Origin of the sequence: Streptomyces sp. NPDC051172 (assembly GCF_040682555.1) — a bacterium.
In the GTDB taxonomy this organism is placed as follows: domain Bacteria; phylum Actinomycetota; class Actinomycetes; order Streptomycetales; family Streptomycetaceae; genus Streptomyces.
Map to the genome: position 1 here is coordinate 1 of NZ_JBFBBE010000090.1, position 22,608 is coordinate 22,608.

Below are 22,608 nucleotides of genomic sequence, written 5' to 3' on the forward strand. Positions count from 1 at the left end.
GCACGACGGCGGAGCTCAAGCGGGTAACGGGAAGGTCGTGCCATGACTCGATCCTTTCATAAAATCGAGTCTCTATTCGAACCGGGGCGGTTCAATGGCCTGTTGGTCCATGGTGTGGATCGCTCGGCCGGTGACCCGGCGCACCCCGTCTGCGGCTCGTGGTCAGGGCCTGGAGGTGGTCGTGGATGTCGTGGCTGAAGGCCGCGCGGTTGATCCGTACCAGCAGCTTGGGCCACAGCGGCAGCGGGAGCTGTTGCAGGGCGGCGGCCAGAACCGTCTTGTGGTCGGTGGCGTCGTTGGCGGCCGCGTTGCCGGCCCCGCAGCTGCATGGCCACGCACTCGCGGGTGTTGGCCACCCACGCCCGGAGCGGGTGATGCCGCCAGGTGCCCTTGAACGTGCCTGCCGCCCCTTCTTTCGGGCTGGTGCAGGTCACGACGGTGGCGTCGGGGCCAGGGACGTACCGGTCGGACAGTTCTCGGCCGCACACCGATATCCAGGGAAAGCCGCCGGGCCGTAGGGCCAGCCAGGTCCACACCACCCGGCGTATCACGGCGCGGACCCGCTCCACGCGCGCCGCCACCGGGGCGTCGATCGCCTCCAGGGCGCGTCGCAGCGTGCTGTCCGAAACCGGCTTCGGGAACAACGCACGCCACTGGTACTGCAGTTGCTCGGCCCCCAGAACGTATGTCGCGCCGAGAGCGATCGCGCAGGCCAGCTGGACCAGCGCCACCCCCCGGTCCCGCCACCCCGGTCCGGCACCCCGCGGAAGTGCGGCGGCCAGGGCACGGGTCAGCCCCATACGATCGGCGACCACCGCGGAGGCGGCGATCAGGAGCACCGCCACGAACGGGTGACGCATGCCTCGGCGGCGACGCGGATCGGGCAGCAGCCGCAATCGCTCCACCAGCGAAAATCCGGTCACGCCGTCCAGAGCGGGCGACTTGATCAGGCAGATGGTGGCAGACTGGCGGCACATCGAAGCCGGTGGTACGAGGCGACTTGGGAAGGTCACCCCGTTCAACCGGAGGAGATGCTTCGCTGTGTCCGTGACGGCCTGACCCGAACCGGCCTCACGCCGCCGTGACCAGAGGAATCACGCGCTGACGGGAACTTTGAAACAGCCCTGCGTGGTGAGGGGGCAGGCAGTCCGGGTTATGTGTCGAAATAGAGATCGCGGACGAGCTCTCCGGCTGCGGGAGCCTGGCACAGTCCCTGGCCGGAGAATCCCGCCGCGTAGAGGAAGGGGCGGGAGGTATCCCGACCGATGAGAGCGGCTCCGCTCGAACTGGCATCGAGGGAACCACCCCACCCTCGGTGGAGGCGGACGCCAGCGAGGGCCGGATAGGTGGTGCCCAGTTGCTGCGACAGCCGCTGAAGCCATGCCTCGCGGGATTCGTCCTGTCTGGGGCGGCCCATCCCGACGAGGATGCGGTCCTTCCATGGGCGGATCCGCAGTCTGGAGGGGTGCATGGTCATCGGCAAGGCGGTGAGCGGCTCGGCGGGTGGGTCGGTGAGGAGCAGTTCAGTGGGCTCAGGCGTCACTGGAATGGGGACGTCGGCCAGGGCGCCGACAGCCGCAGACCAGGGGCCGGCCGCGCAGATGACGGTCTCGGCGAGGATGCTGCCCGCAGGGGTGTGGACCCGTCCGTCGGGGTCAATGGCGATGACGGGGCTTTCCGTGCACACGATGGCGCCGGCCTCCTGGGCGGCTGCGGCGTAACCGCGCACGATTGCTGCGGGGTCGCAGGAGTACGCCTCGGGCGACCAGGCCGCCGCCAGGATGCTGCGTTCGGCGAGCAGCGGGTTGAGACGCGCCGCGTCGGATGCGCTCACGAGCTCGACGTCCACCCCGGCGGCCTGCTGCGCGGCGTGGTCTCGGCGGAAATCTTCGATCTGCTCTTCTTCGGTGAACAGGACCATGAAGCCGACTCGTTGCAGGCCGAGAGGAGTTCCGGTCCGCTCGGCGAAGGTGTGGTAGGCAGCTGTGCTGCGGACGGCGAGGCTGCCCGTGCGGGCATCGCCGGGGAAATAGGTGCGCACGACCTTCGCGGTGGCCCCGGACGCCCCCGATCCGAGCGTGGCGCGCTCCAGCAGGACGGTGCCGACGCCGGCCTCGGCGAGATGGCACGCGATCGAGGTGCCGATGACCCCTCCGCCGATGACGAGGGCCTCGGTCCGTTCGGGCAGGGTGCTCATGCCGCCTGCCCCACTGCGGCGGGGCGCCGCCGACGCAGCGGGTCGGCGGCGTCCCACGGGAAGAGATGCAGGTTCCAGCCCCCCAAGCAGTTGATGTACAGGGCCATGTGCCTCGCCACCGCCAGAAAGTCGTCACGGCCGAGGCGGTCCAGGCAGGACATGAAGCGCTGGGTGAAGTCCCACAGCTTCTCCAGACCGCAGTAGCCCAGGAACTCGGCCGGGACACCGACCAGCAAAATTGCCATCTGACGCACGGAGTCCATGGGCATGTCCGCGATCGCAGCTCGGATCAGGCCGCCGTAGGAGGCGTACCCCAGGGGACGCGTCTCACCGTTGACGAACAGAAGAGTAGGCAGAACCGTCTGGTGGGTCCCGGCGCCGGAGGGGATCCACCCCCGGTGCATGTCGCTGAGCTCGGCAGGTTCGGACAGCCAGATCCGCTCTGTCTCGGCGTGCACCTCGTGGATCAGCCGCTCCGCGTCGGCGTCGGCGGCGGCCAGTCGGGGGATGCGGTGGCCGCCTGCCGTGTCCGCCTTGCGGACCTCCACCAGGATCTGCTTTTTCGTGGAGTAGACCGCCTCCCAGACGGCCTGTCCGGCCCTGCGCAGAGCCGACATGTCCTCCGCTCGGACCCGGCCCACGGGGGCTGCAGGCATCGGCTCGGTCAACTCGCCGTACTTGATGCTCAGATGCTGCAGCGCGGAACAGAACACCGTTCCGTCGGGCGCCTCGCGCCGATCAGCGATCTTGTGGGACGGCTGGAGGTGCAGCAACGAGTGGATCGGCGCCACGTGATACAGGTGTTCTCCCGCCACCAGCGCGTGGCCCTGCAGGCTCTGATAGGGCAGCGACTCCCACAGCGCATCAGCCAACTCAGGATTGCGGCCGTCGAGTGTCGCGGTGACGGTGCAACCCATACTCGGCCAAGCTATCTCGATGTGCCGTTCAGGCACCGCCTCGGACAAGGCTTTTCCCTTCTTTCCCAGCGAGGTGACATTCCCTGTCACCGAGGACGGGGGTCACGTTCGTCGACCTCGACACCAGCGCGAGCACGATCCGGATGGGTGTCCGAAGGTGGGTCATGGCGACCCAGTGGGTGCCCCTGCTGCCGGAACCGCAGCAGGGGCACCCACCAGGGGCCCGGCGGGACGAGTGGGTCGAAGCCGGCACGTCGGCAATCTGCTCCTTACGGCGCTGTGGGCCTTCGACCGGACGGTGGACGTTGAGCCGCAGGAACATTCAGCGGGCCGCTGTGCCACCGATGTAAGCGCGTCGTCTGCCTCGCTGAGCAGGACACGGCCTGTTGGCGCGCCAACACCATCGTCGGGCGGCCATGGTTCACGCACCACGAAATGTAGGGCGTGGGTCTGACATCCGACAGGTCCCCGTTCGGGGATCTGTGCTTGACCTAGTGGTACGGCTGTACGGTCCTGCCGTGCTCGACGCGCCGAAGGCGCAGCCGTGCAAGCCGACCTCCGACACGTTCTCCCTTCGCCATACACCCCGCGACGTGCCCGCACATCGCGGCCCGACCGCCAGGCGGTACGACGTCATCAGTACCGCCACGGAGATCATCACCCTCGACAGCGGCGGCGGCAGCCAGTCGAGCCTTCGGTATCAGCCGGAAGAACGTCGTAGCGCATGGCACAGGAGACTTCCCGCCCCCGTCGACAGTGCGCTGCCGAGTGGGGCCGGACGAATATCCGGGATTACCTGGCAAGAGTGGACGGTGGAAGCAGAGATGAGCAGCGTGTCGGGAAGTCAGGCACCGGCCCTCGAGGAAAAGGAAGCGGAGCCTGACTCCGAGACTGGTGCTCCGCAGGGCGTGGGCGCCGACAACGAGATGCCGCCCGTTTCCGACTACATCCGTGAGGCGGCCCGGCAGGCCCCCGATCACTGGTTCTGGATGATCGACCCCACCTGGTCGGGGGACGGGGTGCCGCCGGAGTGGGCCATGGTCGGCAAGTGGCGCTCCGGCCTGGACGGCGAGATCGTGGAGTGGCAGCACAACGAGGATTACCGCCCTTCGCCGAGGGCGCTCGGATGGGCGGAGCCGACCGACCCGGTGGACGCGGCGGTGCAGCTCGCGGTGACGGGTTACGGCCCCGCGGAGGATGTGACGCGCGCCCTCGTCACGGCCGACGTAGCAGCCTTCGTCACGCCGGGCGGTGGGTTGCTGACCGCAGTGGCGCCGGACGACGAGATGCCCGTTGTGCCCGTCTTCACCTCGCCGGACCACCTGCGCGCCGCGGGTCACCTGTCGTTCCGGACGCTCCGGGTCCCGGAATTGCTTGAGCAGGTCCCCGTGGACCATCTGATCTACCTGAACGCGTCAGGTCCGGTCAGTATGACGCTTGAGCCGGATGTGCTGCGCGAGGCGGTGGAGGCCGCTGAGGACGAGGACGAGGAGAACAGCCGGCCGGGTGACCTGGACGACGTACTGCCCGCCAAGGAGGAGAAGAGCGGCAGCGTCGGCATCACCGACCTCCCGACAGGCGACATGTTCTGACCCTGCGGCACCGCAACACCGTCAGCCGGAAAGCATCCGCAACGACTCAGGCCCCCCACTCGCGGGCACGCCTTCGAAATCACAGCCATGACGGAAACCGTCCGGTCCTCCTGGACGCCTCAGAACTTCGACGCCCGCCCGATCGGTCCACCGCACACCCGAGCCCAACACCCAGCCGTTCCTCGCCCATGGCCGAGGGGACAACAATCCGTCGGGAACATCAAAGCGCCGGTACAGCATTATGTACCGCTATAATGCAAGAGGGTTTCATGGCTATCATCCTGAAAGATCCGGTAACGGGCCCAAGTGCCTGGAAGCGAGCCGACGTCGAGGATTCCTCTCAGTGGACGTATGTGCTTGACGAGGAAATGCGGAAGGAAATAATCGAGTCCGCCGAGAAGGTTTCCGCCAACGGCGACGACGTCTGGTCGCTGAGCCGCGCCGCCGTTCCGCTGTCCCGCTCCGCCGATCTTTTCGCGCGCTGCGTGGACGAGCTGGAGAACGGCCGGGGACTGGCCGTGGTCAAGGGAGTGCCCATCGAGGGCCTCAGCACCGAGGAGGCCCGCACCGTGTTCGGTGTGATGGGCCTGCACCTGGGTACGGCCGTGCCGCAGAACGGCCGCGGCGAACGCGTCGTCTCCATCAAGGACCACGGCATCGGACGGCTCGACAGCAAGACGGTGCGCGGCTACCAGACCAACGAGGCGCTGTCTTTCCACAGCGACGCTTCCGACATCGCCGCACTGCTGTGCCTCCAGCAGGCTCAGCACGGTGGCGAGTTCTTCGTGGCGAGCGCCATGCAGATCTACAACACCATCCTGGAGGAGGCCCCGGAGCTGCTCGGCATCTACTACGCGGGCATGTTCTACGACTACCGCGGCGATGAGCCCCCAGGGGAGCCCCCCGCCTACAAGAACGCGATCTTCGGCTACCACGAGGGCCGGCTCACCTGCCGCTACTTCCTGCGCCAGTTCGCCGACTCGGCACTCGCCAAGCTGGGCTTCTTCCAGTCCGAGGCGGAGAAGCTGGCCCTGGACACCTTTGAGGAGATCGCCGCCCGCGAGGAGAACCACGTCTCCATGCGCCTCGAACCCGGCGACATGCAACTGGTCGACCAGAACATCACGGTGCACAGCCGGGCCGCGTACAGCGACGACGTCGACGGCCGGACGGATACCACGCGCCACTTGCTGCGACTGTGGGTCAACGTCGAGAACGGGCGCGAGTATCCCCGGTTCATGTCTACCCATCGTTGGGGCATGCAGCGTGCGGCCAACGTCCAGCAGGGCTGAGAGCAGACCGCCCGATGGCGGGGCCCCAACGCGACCACGCCGCCCGTCATCATCTGACCGCGGTGACGAACCGATGGGACCCGTTCGGGCCTCGCGTCCGTATCTCTAGGTGGGGCCATCTCACCTCCAGGTGGGACCGCCCCTCCCTCTCCGGACTCCACTCCACACGGAAGGCGGCCGTATGCCCGACGAAGAGCAGATCGACTTCTCCGCGCTCGCGGACCGCGCCCGGCGCATGCAGGGTGCGGTGGCCGGTGCGCAGGACGACCTGCGGACCATGGAGGCCACGGGTCACAGTTCGGACGGTATGGTCACGGCGACCGTGTCGGGTGAGAGCCGGGTGGTGGACTTGCGTGTCGACCCGTCGGTGATCGATCCCGATGATGCGGAGCGGCTGGCCGTGCTGGTTCTGCAGGCCATCGACAGTGCGCACGACACGGTGAACGAGCGGCGCACGGAGGTCTTCTCGGGTATCACCGGGGGCCTGCAGGGCATCCTGGCCGGTCTGAACGGCGGGCAGAGCGAGCCCGCTGTCGTACCGCAGTTCTCGAAGTACCGCCCCCGGTGACGGCCGAAGCCTGCCCTTGCCGGGGAGCGCTCCGGCGCCGTATCGCTGTCGCGTGCCCGGCGAGGGCGCCGTGCCGCCTGCCTGTGTGACACCCGAGGAGCCCTGATGTCCCGGCTCGTCTTCCACCGGTCCGCCCGGGTCGTGCGGCCCGCGCTGCCCGCCGGTTCCCGGTTCGTTCCCCCCTCACCCGGCTCAGGAGACTCACTGTGCAAGACGGCAACGTAGTGGTGATAGGCGGCGGTTACGCGGGCGTCCGTCTGGCGAAACGGCTGGATGCGACCGCGCGGGTCACGCTCGTCGACCGCAAGGAGGTCTTCTTCCACCGCATCGCCTCCCTGCGCGCGGGCGTGCGCCCGGAGTGGACCTCGACCCCCTTCATCCCGTACGACCGCCTGCTGCGCAACGGCCGCGTCGCCGTGGGCGAGGCGGCTGGCATCGACACCGTCGAGCGGCATGTCACCCTGGCCACGGGCGAGCGGCTGCCGTACGACGTACTGGTGCTCGCCACCGGTGCGGACTACCCGGCGCCGGCGCGCTTTATCGGCACCACACCGGAGGAGGCGGCCAAGTCCTTCGCCGAGCACCAGCAGCGCGTCGCGGCCGCCCGGCACGTCCTCGTCGTCGGGGGCGGCCCCTCCGGTGTCGAACTCGGCGCCGAGATCCGCCTCGCGCGCCCGGACGCCCGGGTCACGCTCACGCACTCCGGGCCGGAGCTGCTGCACTCCACGGGCAGCGCGCGCGCCGGCCACAAGGCCCGCGCCTGGCTGGAGTCCCACGACGTCGACGTACGGCTCAACACCTTCATGTCCCCCGGAAGTAACGTCGGAACCTACAGCGACGCCCGCGGCACCGTCCTCGCCGCCGACCTCTCCTTCTGGGCGACGGGCACCACCCCCAACACTCTCTGGTTGCGCCAGGCCGGGCACGGCGACTGGCTGAACAGGACGGGGCACGTCAAGGTTGACAGGATGCTGCGCGTCGTGGGCCGGTCCGACGTGTTCGCGGTCGGCGACGTGAACGACGTCGCTGAACTCAAGGTCACCCCCGCCGCGATCGCCCAGGCGCAGGTCGCCGCCCACAACATCGATATCTATCTGAACATGTCCGGCAAGCACGGCAAGCGGCCCCGTCTCTACCGGGCGGTCCGCACCCCGCTGATCGTGCCTTTCGGCTCGGCCGACGGAGTGACCGTCGTGCCCGTGCCCGGTGGCGACACCGCCGTCCTGGGCACACGCACCACCACCGTGGCCAAGGCCAAGACCCTCATGACCCCATTCATAAGGCGCCAGCTCGGGTACACGGCCCCCCAATGACGTAGCCAAGCGTGACCTCTTGGGAGGTACCGCAGCGGGAGCCAGGCTTTCCCCGTTGTGCTCAGCCGGTCATCCGCCCTGTGACTGGAATTCCTCCACGGGAAGTCTTGCGGGCCTTTCCACGCCCCACTCACTCAACGACCGGCTTTGAACACGAGCCCTTCCTGGAGTCGCCGTTGGCGCCATCCAGGGGGCAGCTGTACGTCCCAGCATCTCCGAACTCTCATCAGGAGAACGCGATGAACATGCCCGACGAGTTCTCCGACTGTGAACGGGGCGCAAGCCGGGCGCCCTCATGGCTCGGGACATCCGGCAGTACTCGATACCGGGTGCACAACGGATGACGACCGGCCCTGAGACGGCGAGCTCGTCCAAGACGCCGGCCTCTTCCACCATGGCCGGTCCATGGAGCCGACCTGCCGGACTGATCGTCAAGCCGGCGCTCGACAGACACCCGACTCACTGAAACAAGAGGAGCTCCGCGTGACCGCCGTTGGCAACACGAGCGGCACCACCCTCGACCGCCGAACCGTGATCTCCCTGCTCCGGCGCCTGCGATCTCCCGAGGGCCAGAGCAACCCCCAGCCAGTGTGGCACCAGCTGCGCGCACTGGGCGATGTCGTCCCCGCCCCCTGGGGCGGCTACCTGGTCACCGGCTACGACGTCTGCAGCGAGGTCCTGCGCGGCAGGAACTGGCTGGTCCCGGACCTGGCCTGGCAGGCACGCCAGCCCAACGCCGAACGCTGGCAGGCACCCGCCACCCAGGCCGTCAGCCGGGGCCTGTTCCGGCTCAACGCGCCCGTCCACACATCTCAACGCCGTGCCCTGGGCAACCTGTTCGACCGTACGACTCTCGACGCCCTGGCACCCCTCATCGCCGCTCAGACAAAGCGGGTCGTCGACGAACTGGCCGAGCGAATACGCCGTGACGGCGAGGCCGACTTCGTCCCCATCGTCAGTGACCGGTTACCGGTCCTCACCGTCGGCGAATGGCTCGACGTCCCCGCACGCCACCACGCGCACATCCTCGACTTCACCCATCGCCAGGTCCACCTCCAGGAACTGCTTCCCACGAAGAGCGAACTCGCCGTCTCCGCCCAGGCGACCGCCGAGATGCGGGAGTTCTTCACCGGCCTCATCCGAGAACGCCGCGCCGACCCCGGCAGCAACGTCATCTCCGGTTGGATCCGCTACTGGGACGAGCAGTTCCCCGGCGATCCGGCAGCTGCGGACGAGACCGTCTACGACCTGACCATGTTCATCACCACCGCCTCCCTGGAGACCACGGCGACCCTGCTGGCCAACGTCGTCTGGCTGCTCGGCCAGAGCGAAGAGCAGTGGCGGTGGCTGTGGCGGAACCCGCAGCGCATAGACGATGCGATCGAAGAAGCCCTGCGGTACGACCCGCCCATCCACGTCAACACCCGGATCGCCGCAGACGACACCGTCCTGGCCGGCACACCGATCGCCAAGGACGAGATGGTCCACGTGATGTACGGCGCGGCCGCTCACGATCCCCGGCGCAACGAGAACCCGGAACGCTTCGACATTCTGCGCAACGGCGCTCACATGACGTTCGGAGGAGGCGCCCACTACTGCATCGGCGCCGCACTGGCCCGACTCGAGGCCCGCACGCTTCTCACCGAACTCCTCGGCCGTTTCAGGACTTTGCGCCCGATCTCCGCCCCCGCCTACGCTCCCCGGATGGTCTTCCGAAGAGTGACGTCCCTGAGGGTGACCACATGACGAACCCTGCGGAACTCGAGACACAGATCGAGCTGAAAACACTGCGAGTGCGCCAGCAGGGACCGGTTCTGACCATCGAACTCAACACCCCTGACCAGGGCAACGCCGTAACCGACGCCATGCTGGAGGACCTCCAGTCAGTACTGGACCGCCAGGAACCGCACATCCAGGTGGTGGTGCTGGCGGGAGCCGGTGGGGACTTCTGCCTCGGTGGGGACCGCAGCGAGTACGCCGCGTACTTGAGCCGGGACCCCAGTGGCAGCGGAATCCGGGCGTCCGGGCACCGGGCCCGCCGCGTCTGTGACAGCCTCACCGGCAACCCCGCGGTCACCATCGCCCGCGTCCACGGCAAGGCGATCGGCGCGGGCGTCGCCCTGGCCCTCGCCTGCGACCTGCGCGTCAGCACCGACACGGCGACGTTCCGACTGCCCGAACTCGCACTGGGCCTGCCCACCGCCTGGGGCGGGCTGCTGTCCCGCTTCATCAGCGAAGCCGGTGCCGCCCGCGCCCGCGAACTCATACTGACGGGTCGCTCCTTCGACGCCGAGGAGGCCCTTTCACTGTCGCTCCTGCAGAAGGTCGTCCCCCCACCCGAACTCGACACAGCCGTCGAGACCTGGATCAAACCCATCATCCGCCGGCCGGCAACCGCACTGCGGATCACGAAGGCCATGCTCAACTCCTATGCCGCCGCCGCACGCCTGACCGACTCCTCCGCCCTCGACCCCGAGCTGATGGCGGCCGCTGTCAGCGAGACACGGCGGGCCCGCCGACCGCCGAACTGACACACGAGGGACGCCTCTGTTCGTGCGGCCTTGCGGTCACGCTCGACGCCATCGCGCACCGGGCGGGCGTCGGGGTCGGCACCGTCTGCCGGCGCTTCGCCGACCCTGAGGAGATCATCGAGGCGGTCTTCGAGGCCGACATCGAGCGTCTGGTCGCGCTGGCGGGCGATGGCTTGGACGCCTATGACGCCTGGGATGGCTTCGTGCGTTTCGTCGTGAACGTCACAGAACACATGGCCGGCAGTCCAGGGCTGTGTGAAGTGCTCTTCGACGGCCCGCACGGCAAGGAGCAGCTGCGTGCCACCCGCTCCCGGCTCACCGACGCGATCACCACCGTCATCGGACGTGTACAGGAGGCCGGCGAGCTCCGGGACGACTTCGAGCCGACCGGCTTCCCGTCCATGACGCGGTCGTCGAGGCGTGAAGTCGCCGAAGGTATGCCGCGGACCTGCCGGAGTGCCGAGGCGGCTTGGCATCAGAGCGTCGCCCCCAGTTCCGTGCCCTGGCGGATCGCCCTCTTGGCGTCGGGTTCTGCGGCGAGGTCCGCGCCACCGATGAGGTGGGCCGACAGCCCGGCCGCGCGCAATTCCTCGTAGAGGCTTCGGTTAAGTTCCTGGCCCGTGCGCAGGACGACCGTGTCGACCGGGATCACTCCCCTTTTGCCGTCGACCGTGACATGCAGACCCTCGTCGTCGATGCGCCGGTACGTCACTGCCGCGACCATGCTGACCCCGCGGTGCGTCAGCTCGGCCCGGTGGATCCACCCCGTGGTCGCGCCGAGACCGGCGCCGACCTTGCTGGTCCTGCGCTGGAGGAGGTGAACGGTCGGTCAGGTAGAGCGCGGTGTCGAACCCGATACCGTCCGCCCCGAGGATCGCCACCCGCTCGCCCACCGGCACCCGGTCGCGCAGCACGTCCAGGTAGCTGACGACCGCCGCTCACCTGGCCTCCTATGCCGGCCTCGCCCCCACGACCAAATCCTCCGGGACCTCGATCCACGGCGAACACGCACCCCGCGGCGGCAACCGGCAGCTCAAGCGGGCGATGTTCCTGTCAGAGTTCGCAGCCCTGCACGATCCCGCCTCCCGCACCTACTACGACAAATGCCGGGCCAGAGGAAAGCCCCACACCCAGGCGCTGCTCCGTCTGGCCCGGCAACGGATCAACGTGCTGTTCGCGATGCTCCGCGACGGCACCTTCTACGAACCCAGAACCCCACACCTCGCTTGACGAAAGCGAAGCGGTGACATGGGATCTCCGCGGACGTCGGGCTCGACCAGCATGAGGAGCGCCTCCCGAACGGCTGGGTTCAGGTCGACGACGCGTTTGCGGCCACCGCCGGCCCTGCGGACCCGCCCCAACGGAGCCTCACCAGAGTCGAGTTCCCGAACCCCGAGCGAAACAGTGGCCTCACGAACACCGGCGGCCTGGGCGACCGCTCTGATTCCTCCGTGCCCGAGTGACCGGGCCTCCGCTCCTATCAGCAGACGACGCTGTCGCTCGTCGAGGTGCGGCAGGATCGCCCCGAACTTCGCCGCCAGCACGGCCCGTTGTACTCCCAGCCCACCCATACCAGAGCAACGACCCATCGAACGGGAAGCCACGGGTTAAAGATCTGCACGCCCTAAGCACATGTCTCAACCTCGAGGGACTCCGGCGCTCTGCGCCGGTCAGCTGCTTCGTGTTCGTCAGCAGGCAGTCCTGCTGCGTGGGCTTCAAACTGCGGTCACTCCCGCATGTCCGCGTACTCGTCTGAGTGGCTCTGGTCCAAAGTTGAAAGTTGATCCCAGGTCAATGGGGTGATTGGTGGGGTGTGTTCAGGCTGCCTCGATGGGATCGAGGCGGACGGTGAAGCCGAGGGCGTTGGCCTGGCGGGTGCTGCGGCGCATGGCTCGCTCGGGGCTGTTCCCTTCCTTCATCATGCGGCGCATGGCACGTTCGGGGTCACGGTCTCCGTCGAGCAGGCCACCCTCTTCCTGGAGTCGCCTCTACCAACTCGTCGGATTGAACCGCTCGGCCGCCTGTCCCCGTTTATGGCGTGAAGCCGCCCCTCGGAGCCATCGTCCCCGGTCCACCCCAGAGGGCGGCCACGCTCGAGGAGGACGTATGCAGCATGGTCTGAAACGCACCGGCATCACCGTCACGTCTGTCGTCGGCCTGCTGGGCGCCATCGCGCTCGCGCAGGCCGACTTCGGCAAGGGCCAGGACCTGTCCGCGGCACCCGTCGGCGAATCCCGAACCGGCAAGATGACTTGGTACGACGACGCTGGAAATGGGGCGTGCGGCACCCACATCAACGCCGCCACCGAGGAATTCGTCGCGCTCCCAGCCCCGTTGTGGGCCAATGCCGCCAACCCGAACAACGACGACCTCTGCAAAGGCGTGTCCGTCGAGGTCACCTACAACGGAAAAACGATCACCGTGCCGGTCAAGGACAAGTGCCCGACTTGTTCGGCCGAGCACATCGACCTGAGCAAGCCCGCCTTCCAGAAGCTGGCCAACCTGGACGAAGGCGTCGTCACCGGCATCACCTGGAAGCTCGTCAACACCAACGGCGGGGACACCTGCAGCGCGACCACCACTACGACCACCAACAGCCCCGACCCCACCAACAGCCCAGTAACAAGCGGCCCAGCCACCGGCAGCACGACGACCAGCAGCCCCGACCCCACCAACAGCCCAGACCCCTGCAGCGGGAACACCTGCAGCCCCGACCCCACCAGCGCGACCACCAACAGCCCAGCAACAAGCGGCCCAGCCACCGGCAGCACGACGACCAGCAGCCCCGACCCCACCAACAGCCCAGACCCCTGCAGCGGGAACACCTGCAGCCCCGACCCCACCAGCGCGACCACCAACAGCCCAGCAACAAGCGGCCCAGCCACCGGCAGCATGACGACCAGCAGCCCAGCCACCGGCAGCGGGAACTGCAGCGGGGACACGAAGGCACCGTCGGCGCCCGCGAAACTGCGCTTGACTGGGCAGACGCCGACCAGTGTGTCGCTGGCCTGGGACGCCTTTGGCGACAACGTCGGCGTGACCGGCTACGAGGTCCATGTCGACGGCTCCAAGATCTCCGTGGGCACGAACACCAGTGCCGTGGTCGGCGGGCTGTCTGGGAACGCCCCCCACACCTTCACCGTCGTGGCGCTTGACGCGGCCGGGAACGTGTCGGGTGAGTCCAGCAGCCTCTTGGTCACGCTCGCGGCCGCCGGCGGAAGCGACTCCGGCGGTGAGGGCGGCAGCTGCCCGTCCGCGTGGAGCGGCACCCATGGGTACGTCCCCGGTGACGTGGTCTCCTTTGAGGGTCACAAGTACACCGCGATCTTCTACGCCAGCGGCGCGGTACCGGGCGGCTCGACCTCCTGGGCCGTGTGGAAGGACGACGGCGTCTGCGGCGGCTGATCCGGCCTGGGTAACGGTATTCACTCAGAGGGACTGCCGGCCGCGGACGGACGTGTTCTCCTGGGCAGGCAGCGTCTCTGATTAGCTCAGGGATCTCCAGTGAGAGGTGTGCAAGCTGAAGTTGCTGGTCACGGGCTGGTGTGCGTGGGCATCGGAATGCTCGTGCTGGTTGCTGGCAGGTGACTTTGGTGAAGATCGTCGGTCATCGGGCGACTTCGCGGTTCGTGACGACCAGCAAGGCCCAGACCAGGGCGGTCGCCCAGGCGGGGTCGGTGCGTACCTTGCCGAGGACGCGCCAGTTCTTGAGGTGGGGCGAAGCTGTGCTCGATCGGTGCCGGACGGCCGCCAGCGCGGTGTTCGACAGGGGGCGATGTGCGTCTTGCTGGTGCCGGAAGTGAAGGCGATCGACTGCGACATCTTCGTGCGGTCTTGCCGTGCGAGGTGAGGGTCGTCGCGGAGACGCATCCATTGTTCGGGAAGTTGCTGTTGGCGAAGTCATTCAAGCGGTGGAACGGCGTGTTGTTGCTGGTCGTCGGCCTGCCGGACGGATCGCCGGGAACGATCCGGGCGGACGTCACCGACGTCATGGGTCCCGAAACTGAAGCGCCGGGTGGGGACGTAGTGCTCGATGCGCCCGGGTTGCGGGAGCTTCCTCGGCTTGTGCGCCAGCTGGCGACTTCACACAACGTGCCCATTTGATCACGTAAGCGCAAGTGGGTTTCGCCTCGTCCTGGCCGCGGTCACGGTTCAGAGAGGCGAACCCACTTGCGTGCCATGGGAGTAGCACCTCCATGCCAACTTGCCCTGGGCCTCGATGATGTACCGAGTCCGGATTGCCGCTGGCAAAACCTTCCGAAGCCGCCCGCGGCCAGGCTCTCGTGCTGCTGGCCAGGCTGATCGCCCGCGGCGGCCTCGCCGGCCGGGCGACGAGGAGGCCGATGATGAACACTGAATCGTCGCCCGGCGTGCTCGGTCCAGCCCTGCTGCTGTCCGTGGACAAGGTACGGCCCTCGCACCGCTCCAGAGATGCGTACGTCTATGTGCGCCAGCCCACTCCCTCCCAGGTCATGCACCACACCGAGTCACTGGCCCGCCTTGGGTGCGGGCAGCGGTCAGGTCGTGCGCCCGACCCAGCAATGCGGGTGAGCTGTGTGAACACACCACTCTGGCGAAAATCGCTGCCGGGTTCGGGATCAGCGCGTCCACCGCCCACGCCTACACCAGCGCGGTCATCCGCCTGCTCGCCGAACCTGCGCCGGGTCTGCTGAAGGTCCTGCACGAGGCCGATGCAGACTTCGTTCTGCTGGACGGCACCCTCGCCGAGTGCGACCGGGTCGGCGACAGACGGGCCGACTACTCGGCCAAGCACCGCCGGCACGGCGTGAATGTGCAGGTGGTCACCGATCCGGGCGGCCAGCTGTTGTGGCTGGTACACCAGTGCCACCATCGCGCGTTGGGACTGGCGGAGCTTGCAGCGCCGGTCCCCCTCCCGGGTGACGAGAGCATGGGCACTCACTCCACGAGCGCATGCGGCAGGTCGAGTGCGGCAGGATGGACGACCAACGAGGCCCCCGAGCGGCATGGTTGAGATTTGCATCCTCCCGGTCCTGAAGGACTCCGTTGGGAAATCCGCAATCCGGTCTTGCTGGATGGGCCCGGCTGTCAGGATCGGCTTGTCGTCGATCAAGGGGGTCGGGTGTCGCTGGAGTCGCGGCGCGATGTCGGGGTGCCGGAGCTGACCGCGCGGGTGGTGAGGGCCTCGTTCCCGAAGGGCACGCTGGCGGTCCGGATCCGCGAGACGCTCGGCCCGTTGTTCCAGGACGAGTCGTTCGCCCAGGCGTTTCCGGCACGGGGGCGGCCGGCCATTTCACCGGGAGCACTCGCGCTGGTGTCGGTGCTGCAGTACGCGGAGGGGCTCAGCGACCGGCAGGCCGCCGAGCAGGTTCGGGCCCGCATCGACTGGAAGTTCCTGCTCGGTCTGGAGCTGGACGATCGCGGGTTCGACTTCACGGTCCTGGGCGCCTTCCGGGCCCGGCTGGTCGAGCACGGCCTGGAGGAGAAGGTCCTTGACCTGGTCCTTTCCACATGCTCCGAGCTGGGACTGCTGCGCGCGGGCGGCCGGGCGCGCACCGATTCCACGCACGTTGTGGCCTCGGTGCGGGTGCTGAACCGGATGGAGTTCGTCGGCGAGACCCTGCGCGCCGCTTTGGAGGCCTTGGCCGCAGCCGCCCCGCAGTGGCTGACCGGTCAGGTCACGGCCGAGTGAGCCAAGCGCTACGGCGCCCGAATCGATTCCTACCGGTTCCCGAAGGGCGACAACGTGCGGGCCGAGTGGGCTGAGCAGGTCGGCCGGGACGGCTTCACCCTCCTGCAGGCCGTGTTCGAGCCCGGCGCACCCGCCTGGCTGCGGGAGGTCCCCGCGGTCCAGGTCCTGCGCCGGGCCTGGGTGGAGCAGTACCACCGGGACGGGAAGGGGGTGCGTTGGCGGGAGGCAAAGGACCTCCCGCCGGGCAGACGCCGCCTGTCCTCGCCCTACGACACCGATGCCCGCTACAGCGTCAAGCGCGGTTCGGGCTGGGTCGGGTTCAAGACCCATCTGACCGAGACCTGCGAGCCCGAGGCTCCGCATCTGGTCACCCACGTGGTCACCACGGATGCCACCGTCGCCGACACCGAGGTGACCGAGACTGTCCATCTGGGCCTGGCCGCACGTGAGTTACTTCCCGGCGAGCATGTGGTGGATGCCGGCTACGTCACCGCCGCCCACATCGTCACCGCCCGCGACCGGCACCGGATCGAACTACTCGGACCGGTCGGCGCGGACACCGTCCACGGCCGATCGGAAGCCGGGCACATCCCCCAAAGCGCCTTCGATGTGGACTGGGACACCAAGCAGGTCACCTGCCCGCAGGGGACAACCAACGTCAGCTGCTCCGACCAGCGCCGACCCACCGGGATCCCGATCAGCCAGGTCCACTTCGCGGCCGCCGACTGCGCACCCTGCCCACGCCGCACCGACTGCACCACCGCGAAGAACCACAAGTGGGGCCGCACCCTCACCCTGCGACCCCGCGAGCAGCAGCAGGCCTTGTGGCAGCGGCGCGCCGAGCAGGAAACCGAGGAATGGAAGGCCCGTTACAACGTCCGGGTTGGCGTCGAGGGGACCATCTCGCAGGCCGTCCGCCGCACCGGCATCCGTCGCACCCGCTACACCGGGCTGGCCAAGACCCACCTCGGCAACGTCCTCGCCGCCACCGCACTCAACATCATCCGCCTCGACGCCTGGCTCACCGACACACCACTCGGCACAACCAGAACCTCCCACCTCACCGCACTCGACCTGGCGGCCTGAACAGCCCGGTTAACGGATTTCCCAACGGAGTCCTGAAGGACTGGGATTCCTTTGGCAGGCGGCTTGGCCGGTCGCCCGGCTGCCGGGTTCCTGCTTCACAGACTGGCCAGTGCCGAGCTCGGGAGCCTTGTCCGTAGCGCTTCGTGGACCATCACGTGGATCGGTGGCGACATGAGCGCCTTCGGCACCGCCGACCGTCTCGCCGGTTTCGGCGGCGTCGCCCCGGTGCCCCGCGACTCCGGGAAGATCAGCGGCAACTTGCGCCGCCCGCAGCGATTCAACCGCCGCCTCCAACGCGTCTTCTACACCTCGGCGTTGTTCAGCATCCGGCACTGCGAAGAATCGCGCCGATCCTACGACCGCAAACGCGCCGAGGGTAGACGCCACACCCAGGCTGTCCTCGCCCTTGCCCGCCGCCGAGTCAACGTCCTCTGGGCACTCCTACGAGACGGACGGCGCTACGAACTCACCCCGCCACGGGCCCTCGCTGCTTGACAGACGACATTACTGATCTCTTCGGGCTGTTGTCGGATGCTGATCCCTGCGGTAGGCCGGTGGTATGCGGTACGCGCAGGGTGGCGGGCTGACCGCCGAGCGGCGGCGGTTTCGTGAGCGGATCCGGTACCAGGCCGGTGAGCGGTTCGCGTGCGGTGAGAGGACCGCGGTGATCGCGAAGGATCTGCGGGTGAGCGAGCGGTCGGTGGAGCGCTGGCGCCGTGCCTGGCAGGAGGGCGGGATGGACGCCCTCGCCTCCACGGGGCCGGCGAAACTTCCCAAGGTGTCCGACGGCCAGTTCGCCGAGCTGGAAAAGGAGTTGGCCTTCGGGCCGGCCGAGCACGGCTGGGAGGACCAGCGGTGGACCCTGGCACGTTCAGAGCGCTGATCGCCTGGAGGTTGGACATCGACTGCTCGTCTGCGGGCGTGTGGCGGCCGCTGCACCGGCAACGGCTGGTCCTGGCAGTCTCCGGCCCGCCGCGCGCTGGAACGCGACGAGCAGGCCGTGGGTTTGTGGAAGAAGGACGTGTGGCCGCAGGTGGAATGACCGCGGCGGCGCTGGGCGCGTACATCGTGTTCGAGGACCAGGCCGGATTCTCGATGACCCCGCCGCGCGCCCGCACCTGGGGCCGCCGCGGCAGACACCCGTGGTGCGGGTACGGGGGCCGCTCCTGGCGCCGCTGGTCGATCGCCGCCATGTGCTGCTACCGGCCGGGCGAATCCTCCCGGCTGATCTACCGACCGCGCCGCCACTGCAAGCACCGGGGCAAGGGACGTGACACCTTCGCCTGGAGCGAGTACCGCGACCTGGTCGTGCGCGCGCACGTTCAGCTCAAGGCTCCCATCGTCTTGATCTGGGGCAATCTCAACACCCATCGGGCAGCCGGCATGCGCGACTACGCGCACGACCACGACTGGCTCACCATCGTCCAACTGCCCTCATACGCACCGACTTGAACCCAGTCGAGGGTGTCTGGTCACTGTTGCGGCGCGGCCCCATGGCCAACACCGCCTTCACCGACGACGACCACGTCGAACGCACCCTCCGCCGCGGACTCCGCCACATTCAACTCCGCCCCGACCTCATCGACGGCTGCCTTGCCGGCACCGGACTCAGCCTCGCCCCCGACACGACAACAACTCGAACAAGTCAGTAGGAATCAGTGAAGCGGAGTGCTGGTCCGGTCGGGGTACGGGCCCCAGGGGCGCCTGCCTCAGGTATCCGACACGGAGCCGGTGGTCACGGAGCGCGCGGTGGATGTGTCGCGCCGTCTGTGGCAGGGCCATGTGTGGGGGCGCTGCCGGTGTTGTGGCGGTGCTGGCGCCGCTTACTGGCTGTCGTAGGCCGCGAATGCCTTCGCGAACGCGTTCGCCTCCTGCTGGATGGAGCTGCATGTCGGATCCGCCGCGGGCTTCGGCCCCTGGGGGCACGGCTTGTCGCGGGTGCTGGACCACATGGAGAGGCCGCCCAGGCCCTTGGACTTGGCGAACTCCACGAGATGGGTGGCGTCCTCCACCTTGAAGACCTCGGTCGTCACGTCATTGACGCCGATCATCGGGGTGATGACGAGCGCCTTCCAAGCCGCGTCGTCGTCCAGGCCCAGTACCTCCTTGACCTGGTCATGGGTGGCGGTGGCCGCCTGTTCGGCGTAGTCGCCCATGTCGCCGCTGAAGGAGGTGCCGTAGTCCATCGCCATGATGTTGACAGTTCCGACGTGTACTCCGTTGTTCTTCGCGTCGGACAGGAGGTCGACACCGATCTGCGTCAGACCGTCCGGCATGACCGGAAGGGTGAAGGAGATGTCCAGGTTCGGCCGCTGCTGCTGGAGCTTGGCGATCGCTTGGGCGCGGCGCGTGTTCGCCGCAGCGTCTCCCAGCGAGCCTCCCTCGATGTCGAAGTCGACCTTGGTCAGGTTGTACTCGTCCACCACCTTGCCGTACGCCTCCGCCAGCGCGTCCGTCGACTGGCATGCGAGCCCCAGTTCGATGCCGTTCGCACCGCCGAAGGAGACTCGGACGTCGCCGCCTCTGCCGCGCAGCGCCCCGATCTGCCCGGCCACCGCGTTGTTCGCCAGGTCGGTTGTCCCGCCCCACTTCGGCGTGCAGTTGCCGCCGTCGGTGATGAAGGCGAGGCGGTAGGTCTTGACGCCGGTGGTGTCGGCGGCGGACAGCAGGTCGAAGGCCGGATAGAGCGATGTGTCGACGTATGGGGAGAAGTCGGCCATGCTGTGCCGGGGCGGCGGGGCCGTGGGTGCGGGACCGGTCGGCTCCGGAGGCTGGGTGGTCGGGGGCGCCGTGGTCGTCGGAGGGGGCTGGGGCGGCGGCGCGCTGTCCGTCGGCGCGGGCTGCCCTCCGCCTTCGCCCGCGCACGGCGACCCGTCGATCGAGCAGTTCATGGGATCACCGGTGGTCCCATGCACCACGAAACCGACGGTCGCCGACTTGCCCGCCGCAAGGCCATCCGTGTCCCACTGTGGAGGCTTCACGCTCAGGTGCTGCCCGTTCATGGTCCACGAGGCGTCCCATACGGCGGTGATCTGGGCACCTTGGGGCACGTCGAACTCCAGGGACCAGTCCCACTTCGTCTCCTGGGTGTTGTTGGTGACGACGTACTGCCCTGTATAGCCCGTCTCCCACTCGGAGGTCTTGGAGAACGCCGCACCCACCGCGGCCGGCTCCGCGGATCCGACGTTCAGCATTGCACCGCCGCCGACCGCCGCCGCGCCGACCACCGCCGCGACAGAAGTCCAGATCATCGCCCTGCCACTGACATCCGTCAAATACTTACCGCCCATCACATGCCCCTCCCGAGTTCACCGTTCGCAAGCGGACGCAGGTGTAACGCTGACGGCCCCAGCTTCGGTTCAACCTCCAGTACCCTGTGGCTCGGCCTGGCCGACACCGTCTGGCAGGACGTCAAGTCCCACAGCTCCTGCTGGGCCAAAGCCGGACCGCCCATCCACGAGGGCAAGCATGCCGCGAACACGCGCGAGCGCTGGCAGCAGATCCACCAACTCCTCGACCAGGGTGTCGGCCTGCTCGAATGCGCCCGACGCCTCAACCTGGCCCTGAACACCGTCAAACGCTACGCCCGCCACAGCGAACCCGAACGTCTGATTCGGGCACCCCTGTATCGGCCGACACTGGTCGACCCCTACCGCGAACACCTGCGCCAGCGCCGTGCCCAGGATCCCGCTGTCCCGATCACCCACCTGCTGGCCGAGTTCCGGGAACTGGGCTACACCGGCAGTCCCAACCTGCTCGTGCGCTACATCAACCAGGGCCGCGTCGAAGCGGACCACGCGCACCTGTCCCCACGCCGGGCAGCCGGCCTCCTCCTCGCCCACCCCGGGCATCTGCCCAAAGACCAGCGCGTCCTGCGCGACCAACTCGCCGCGGCCTGCCCCCAGATGAGTGCCCTCACGGAACACGTCAGCGGCTTCGCGGTCCTGCAGCGACCAGCTCCCGCTTGAGCGCCCCACGGCTCTCGATGAACAGCGACTGGCAGATCGCCTCATGGCTGATCCGCATGGACTCATCCTCGGGGAAGTCGACCCTCAACCGGTGCGAGATCTGTTCCGGGCTCCATGCCATCGCCCACCTCCTGTCTTGCCGGTGTGGCTTGTTCAGCCCTGTCCACGCAGGCGTCTGCGGTCCCGCGACGACCGTCCCGTCAGGTCGGTGAACGTTCCCGGAGAGCCGCTCCTGCACGTAGTGGCGCAACCGGTCGTTGTCCAGGAGCTTCGCGCTCTTCGGGCGCTTGGCCGCCTGCTGAGCCTTCCACTGCGCGACCGTCGCGCGGTACTCCTGCCTGCCGCCGCGCGCGGCGGCGTTGCGGCGCATTTCGCGAGAGATCGTCCCGGGGTCACGCCCCAGGGCGCGGGCGATCTCGCGCACGCCCTTGCTCATCGCCCTGAGGATCGCGATTTCCTCACGCTCCTCGAACGTGAGGTACCGGCCCGTGGGCTCGGCCAACGAGATCGGAGGCATGCCGCCAGCGTGACGAAACCACCTCGCACCAACCGGCCACGACACGCCAACTGCCAACGACGCCTCCAACGTCGCGACCCCCGTGGCGATCAGTCGCCAGAACTGGCGCTGCACGACCCGAGACGGATCAGGCCGCCCCGGCGAACGCATCGCCGGCCGCAACGCGCGGTCAGCCCGCCACTGCCGATGCCGACCCTCCGGAACATCGCTGGTCTTCAAACTCCAGTCCGCCGTGGCCACGTCGCACGCCTCCGAGATCAGGGTGTTGCGACGACCAGTTGAATTCACCCTGCATTCCGTGATCGGAGTGGATGATGGTGCCACCCGGCCGCGGGGGTGCGGTTGCTGATGGCCATGGCCAGTGCGTTTGTGGTCAGCGCCGCAGTGGGTGAGGCGTCGATCGACCAGCCCACCACGCGTCGCGAGAACGTGTCCAGGACGACCGCGCAGTACACCTTGCCCTCGAAGGTGGGGTGTTCGGTGATGTCGGGGACCCACAACTGGTCCCGGGCGTGACGGGTGACGTTCCGCTCCACCAGGTCGGTGACGGATAGGGGCACGTACTTGGCGCGGGGGCGCCGGTTGCCTCGCAGGCCGTGCAGGCCGGCGCGCTGCATCAGCAGCTCCACGGTGCCGTGGCTGACATGGATGGGACGACCTCATCGACCTCGCCACACACCTCGGCGTCCCCGCGCCAGAGATCAACACAGCGAGTTCTTGATCGGCAAGCCCTAACTACTCGGCCTTGGATCAAGCCCACATCTTCGTGGAGTGAACTGTCCGGGACGGCCCTGACGTTGTGGCAATCGCAAGGCGTTCTGCACAAGCAGACGACACGGGCTGACGGTTGGAGCGGAAACGATGCAGGTTCACAAGCCGACAGGTCTCACTCTCGTGACCGCTGCCACAGCACTTCTTCTGGCGGGTTGCGGGCTGGGCGGCAGCAGCCGTTCTGC

16 protein-coding genes and 9 pseudogenes are annotated in these 22,608 nt (G+C 68.1%); 16 read left to right on the forward strand and 9 right to left on the reverse strand.

Annotated elements, in window-relative coordinates; translation table 11 throughout:
* Positions 1–56: 56 nt before the first annotated feature.
* The 3 genes from AB0N07_RS36995 to AB0N07_RS37005 form a co-directional block, all read right to left on the reverse strand.
* The gene (locus AB0N07_RS36995; protein ID WP_365842877.1) at positions 57–977 is read right to left on the reverse strand and encodes a hypothetical protein; all 921 of its coding nucleotides are present in this window, start codon (positions 975–977) and stop codon (positions 57–59) included.
* A 176-nt stretch (positions 978–1,153) separates the two neighbouring features.
* Positions 1,154–2,197 carry an FAD-dependent oxidoreductase gene (locus AB0N07_RS37000; RefSeq protein ID WP_365842879.1) on the reverse strand — a complete coding sequence of 348 codons (1,044 nt, stop codon included), beginning with the start codon at positions 2,195–2,197 and terminating at the stop codon, positions 1,154–1,156.
* Entirely contained in the window at positions 2,194–3,114 is a 921-nt protein-coding gene (locus AB0N07_RS37005) for a hypothetical protein (protein WP_365842881.1), read from the reverse strand. The genes AB0N07_RS37000 and AB0N07_RS37005 overlap by 4 nt, the downstream gene beginning before the upstream one ends.
* Before the next feature lie 824 nt (positions 3,115–3,938).
* Between AB0N07_RS37005 and AB0N07_RS37010 the strand changes: the two genes are divergently transcribed.
* From AB0N07_RS37010 to AB0N07_RS37035, 6 genes are all read left to right on the forward strand, one after another.
* Entirely contained in the window at positions 3,939–4,706 is a 768-nt protein-coding gene (locus tag AB0N07_RS37010) for a type VII secretion system-associated protein (RefSeq protein ID WP_365842883.1), read from the forward strand.
* Between the two features lie 368 nt (positions 4,707–5,074).
* Positions 5,075–5,998, forward strand: coding sequence for a TauD/TfdA family dioxygenase (locus tag AB0N07_RS37015; RefSeq protein ID WP_365842885.1), 924 nt, complete (start codon positions 5,075–5,077; stop codon positions 5,996–5,998).
* Between the two features lie 181 nt (positions 5,999–6,179).
* Positions 6,180–6,566, forward strand: a complete 387-nt coding sequence (locus AB0N07_RS37020) for a YbaB/EbfC family nucleoid-associated protein (protein WP_365842887.1) — start codon at positions 6,180–6,182, stop codon at positions 6,564–6,566.
* Between the two features lie 206 nt (positions 6,567–6,772).
* Positions 6,773–7,879, forward strand: a complete 1,107-nt coding sequence (locus AB0N07_RS37025; protein WP_365842889.1) for an FAD-dependent oxidoreductase — start codon at positions 6,773–6,775, stop codon at positions 7,877–7,879.
* Between the two features lie 483 nt (positions 7,880–8,362).
* The gene (locus AB0N07_RS37030; RefSeq protein ID WP_365842891.1) at positions 8,363–9,625 is read left to right on the forward strand and encodes a cytochrome P450; all 1,263 of its coding nucleotides are present in this window, start codon (positions 8,363–8,365) and stop codon (positions 9,623–9,625) included.
* On the forward strand, positions 9,622–10,410 hold the full coding sequence (locus AB0N07_RS37035) for an enoyl-CoA hydratase/isomerase family protein (RefSeq protein ID WP_365842893.1): 789 nt from the start codon (positions 9,622–9,624) through the stop codon (positions 10,408–10,410). Before AB0N07_RS37030 ends, AB0N07_RS37035 begins: the two co-directional genes overlap by 4 nt.
* A gap of 475 nt (positions 10,411–10,885) precedes the next feature.
* On the opposite strand, the pseudogene AB0N07_RS37040 reads toward AB0N07_RS37035, so the two are convergent.
* A pseudogene (locus tag AB0N07_RS37040) lies at positions 10,886–11,345 on the reverse strand (FAD-dependent oxidoreductase); the annotation flags it as partial.
* On the opposite strand from AB0N07_RS37040, the pseudogene AB0N07_RS37045 reads away from it, so the two are divergent.
* A pseudogene (locus tag AB0N07_RS37045) lies at positions 11,341–11,640 on the forward strand (transposase); the annotation flags it as partial. The pseudogenes AB0N07_RS37040 and AB0N07_RS37045 sit on opposite strands and share 5 nt — an antisense overlap.
* Positions 11,641–11,642: 2 nt before the next feature.
* Here AB0N07_RS37045 and AB0N07_RS37050 read toward each other — a convergent pair.
* Positions 11,643–11,981 (reverse strand): annotated as a pseudogene (locus AB0N07_RS37050) (ISAzo13 family transposase); the annotation flags it as partial.
* Between the two features lie 535 nt (positions 11,982–12,516).
* Here AB0N07_RS37050 and AB0N07_RS37055 point away from each other — a divergent pair.
* From AB0N07_RS37055 to AB0N07_RS37065, 3 genes and pseudogenes are all read left to right on the forward strand, one after another.
* Positions 12,517–13,815: a cysteine/serine endopeptidase inhibitor gene (locus tag AB0N07_RS37055; RefSeq protein ID WP_365842895.1), complete on the forward strand. Its 1,299-nt coding sequence runs from the start codon at positions 12,517–12,519 to the stop codon at positions 13,813–13,815.
* A 486-nt stretch (positions 13,816–14,301) separates the two neighbouring features.
* Positions 14,302–14,514, forward strand: a complete 213-nt coding sequence (locus AB0N07_RS37060; protein ID WP_365842897.1) for a hypothetical protein — start codon at positions 14,302–14,304, stop codon at positions 14,512–14,514.
* 448 nt (positions 14,515–14,962) lie between these two features.
* Positions 14,963–15,244, forward strand: a pseudogene (locus AB0N07_RS37065) (transposase family protein); the annotation flags it as partial.
* On the opposite strand, the pseudogene AB0N07_RS37070 reads toward AB0N07_RS37065, so the two are convergent.
* Positions 15,245–15,327 (reverse strand): annotated as a pseudogene (locus AB0N07_RS37070) (IS5/IS1182 family transposase); the annotation flags it as partial.
* Positions 15,328–15,511: 184 nt separating this feature from the next.
* Here AB0N07_RS37070 and AB0N07_RS37075 point away from each other — a divergent pair.
* From AB0N07_RS37075 to AB0N07_RS37095, 5 genes and pseudogenes are all read left to right on the forward strand, one after another.
* Positions 15,512–17,167: pseudogene (locus AB0N07_RS37075) on the forward strand (IS1182 family transposase).
* A gap of 150 nt (positions 17,168–17,317) precedes the next feature.
* Positions 17,318–17,662 (forward strand): annotated as a pseudogene (locus AB0N07_RS37080) (transposase); the annotation flags it as partial.
* Between the two features lie 64 nt (positions 17,663–17,726).
* Positions 17,727–18,050: a helix-turn-helix domain-containing protein gene (locus AB0N07_RS37085; protein ID WP_365842899.1), complete on the forward strand. Its 324-nt coding sequence runs from the start codon at positions 17,727–17,729 to the stop codon at positions 18,048–18,050.
* A gap of 96 nt (positions 18,051–18,146) precedes the next feature.
* Positions 18,147–18,209 (forward strand): hypothetical protein, encoded by a 63-nt coding sequence (locus tag AB0N07_RS37090; protein WP_365842919.1) that lies wholly within the window; start codon positions 18,147–18,149, stop codon positions 18,207–18,209.
* 53 nt (positions 18,210–18,262) lie between these two features.
* Positions 18,263–18,819, forward strand: a pseudogene (locus AB0N07_RS37095) (transposase).
* A 171-nt stretch (positions 18,820–18,990) separates the two neighbouring features.
* Here AB0N07_RS37095 and AB0N07_RS37100 read toward each other — a convergent pair.
* Positions 18,991–20,418 (reverse strand): cellulose binding domain-containing protein, encoded by a 1,428-nt coding sequence (locus AB0N07_RS37100; RefSeq protein ID WP_365842901.1) that lies wholly within the window; start codon positions 20,416–20,418, stop codon positions 18,991–18,993.
* 42 nt (positions 20,419–20,460) lie between these two features.
* On the opposite strand from AB0N07_RS37100, the gene AB0N07_RS37105 reads away from it, so the two are divergent.
* Positions 20,461–21,135, forward strand: coding sequence for a hypothetical protein (locus AB0N07_RS37105; protein WP_365842903.1), 675 nt, complete (start codon positions 20,461–20,463; stop codon positions 21,133–21,135).
* On the opposite strand, the pseudogene AB0N07_RS37110 reads toward AB0N07_RS37105, so the two are convergent.
* Together AB0N07_RS37110 and AB0N07_RS37115 are read right to left on the reverse strand one after the other, a co-directional pair.
* A pseudogene (locus AB0N07_RS37110) lies at positions 21,098–21,652 on the reverse strand (helix-turn-helix domain-containing protein); the annotation flags it as partial. The gene AB0N07_RS37105 and the pseudogene AB0N07_RS37110 sit on opposite strands and share 38 nt — an antisense overlap.
* Positions 21,653–21,936: 284 nt before the next feature.
* Positions 21,937–22,281, reverse strand: a complete 345-nt coding sequence (locus AB0N07_RS37115; RefSeq protein ID WP_365842905.1) for a DDE-type integrase/transposase/recombinase — start codon at positions 22,279–22,281, stop codon at positions 21,937–21,939.
* Positions 22,282–22,608 lie beyond the last annotated feature (327 nt).

Bases quoted from the DNA above. Each gene is read 5' to 3' on its own strand.
- AB0N07_RS36995 (WP_365842877.1), bottom strand. From the start codon at position 977: ATGTGCCGCCAGTCTGCCACCATCTGCCTGATCAAGTCGCCCGCTCTG.
- AB0N07_RS37000 (WP_365842879.1), bottom strand. From the start codon at position 2,197: ATGAGCACCCTGCCCGAACGGACCGAGGCCCTCGTCATCGGCGGAGGG.
- AB0N07_RS37005 (WP_365842881.1), bottom strand. From the start codon at position 3,114: ATGGGTTGCACCGTCACCGCGACACTCGACGGCCGCAATCCTGAGTTG.
- AB0N07_RS37010 (WP_365842883.1), top strand. From the start codon at position 3,939: ATGAGCAGCGTGTCGGGAAGTCAGGCACCGGCCCTCGAGGAAAAGGAA.
- AB0N07_RS37015 (WP_365842885.1), top strand. From the start codon at position 5,075: ATGCGGAAGGAAATAATCGAGTCCGCCGAGAAGGTTTCCGCCAACGGC.
- AB0N07_RS37020 (WP_365842887.1), top strand. From the start codon at position 6,180: ATGCCCGACGAAGAGCAGATCGACTTCTCCGCGCTCGCGGACCGCGCC.
- AB0N07_RS37035 (WP_365842893.1), top strand. From the start codon at position 9,622: ATGACGAACCCTGCGGAACTCGAGACACAGATCGAGCTGAAAACACTG.
- AB0N07_RS37055 (WP_365842895.1), top strand. From the start codon at position 12,517: ATGCAGCATGGTCTGAAACGCACCGGCATCACCGTCACGTCTGTCGTC.
- AB0N07_RS37085 (WP_365842899.1), top strand. From the start codon at position 17,727: ATGCGGTACGCGCAGGGTGGCGGGCTGACCGCCGAGCGGCGGCGGTTT.
- AB0N07_RS37100 (WP_365842901.1), bottom strand. From the start codon at position 20,418: ATGATCTGGACTTCTGTCGCGGCGGTGGTCGGCGCGGCGGCGGTCGGC.
- AB0N07_RS37105 (WP_365842903.1), top strand. From the start codon at position 20,461: ATGCCCCTCCCGAGTTCACCGTTCGCAAGCGGACGCAGGTGTAACGCT.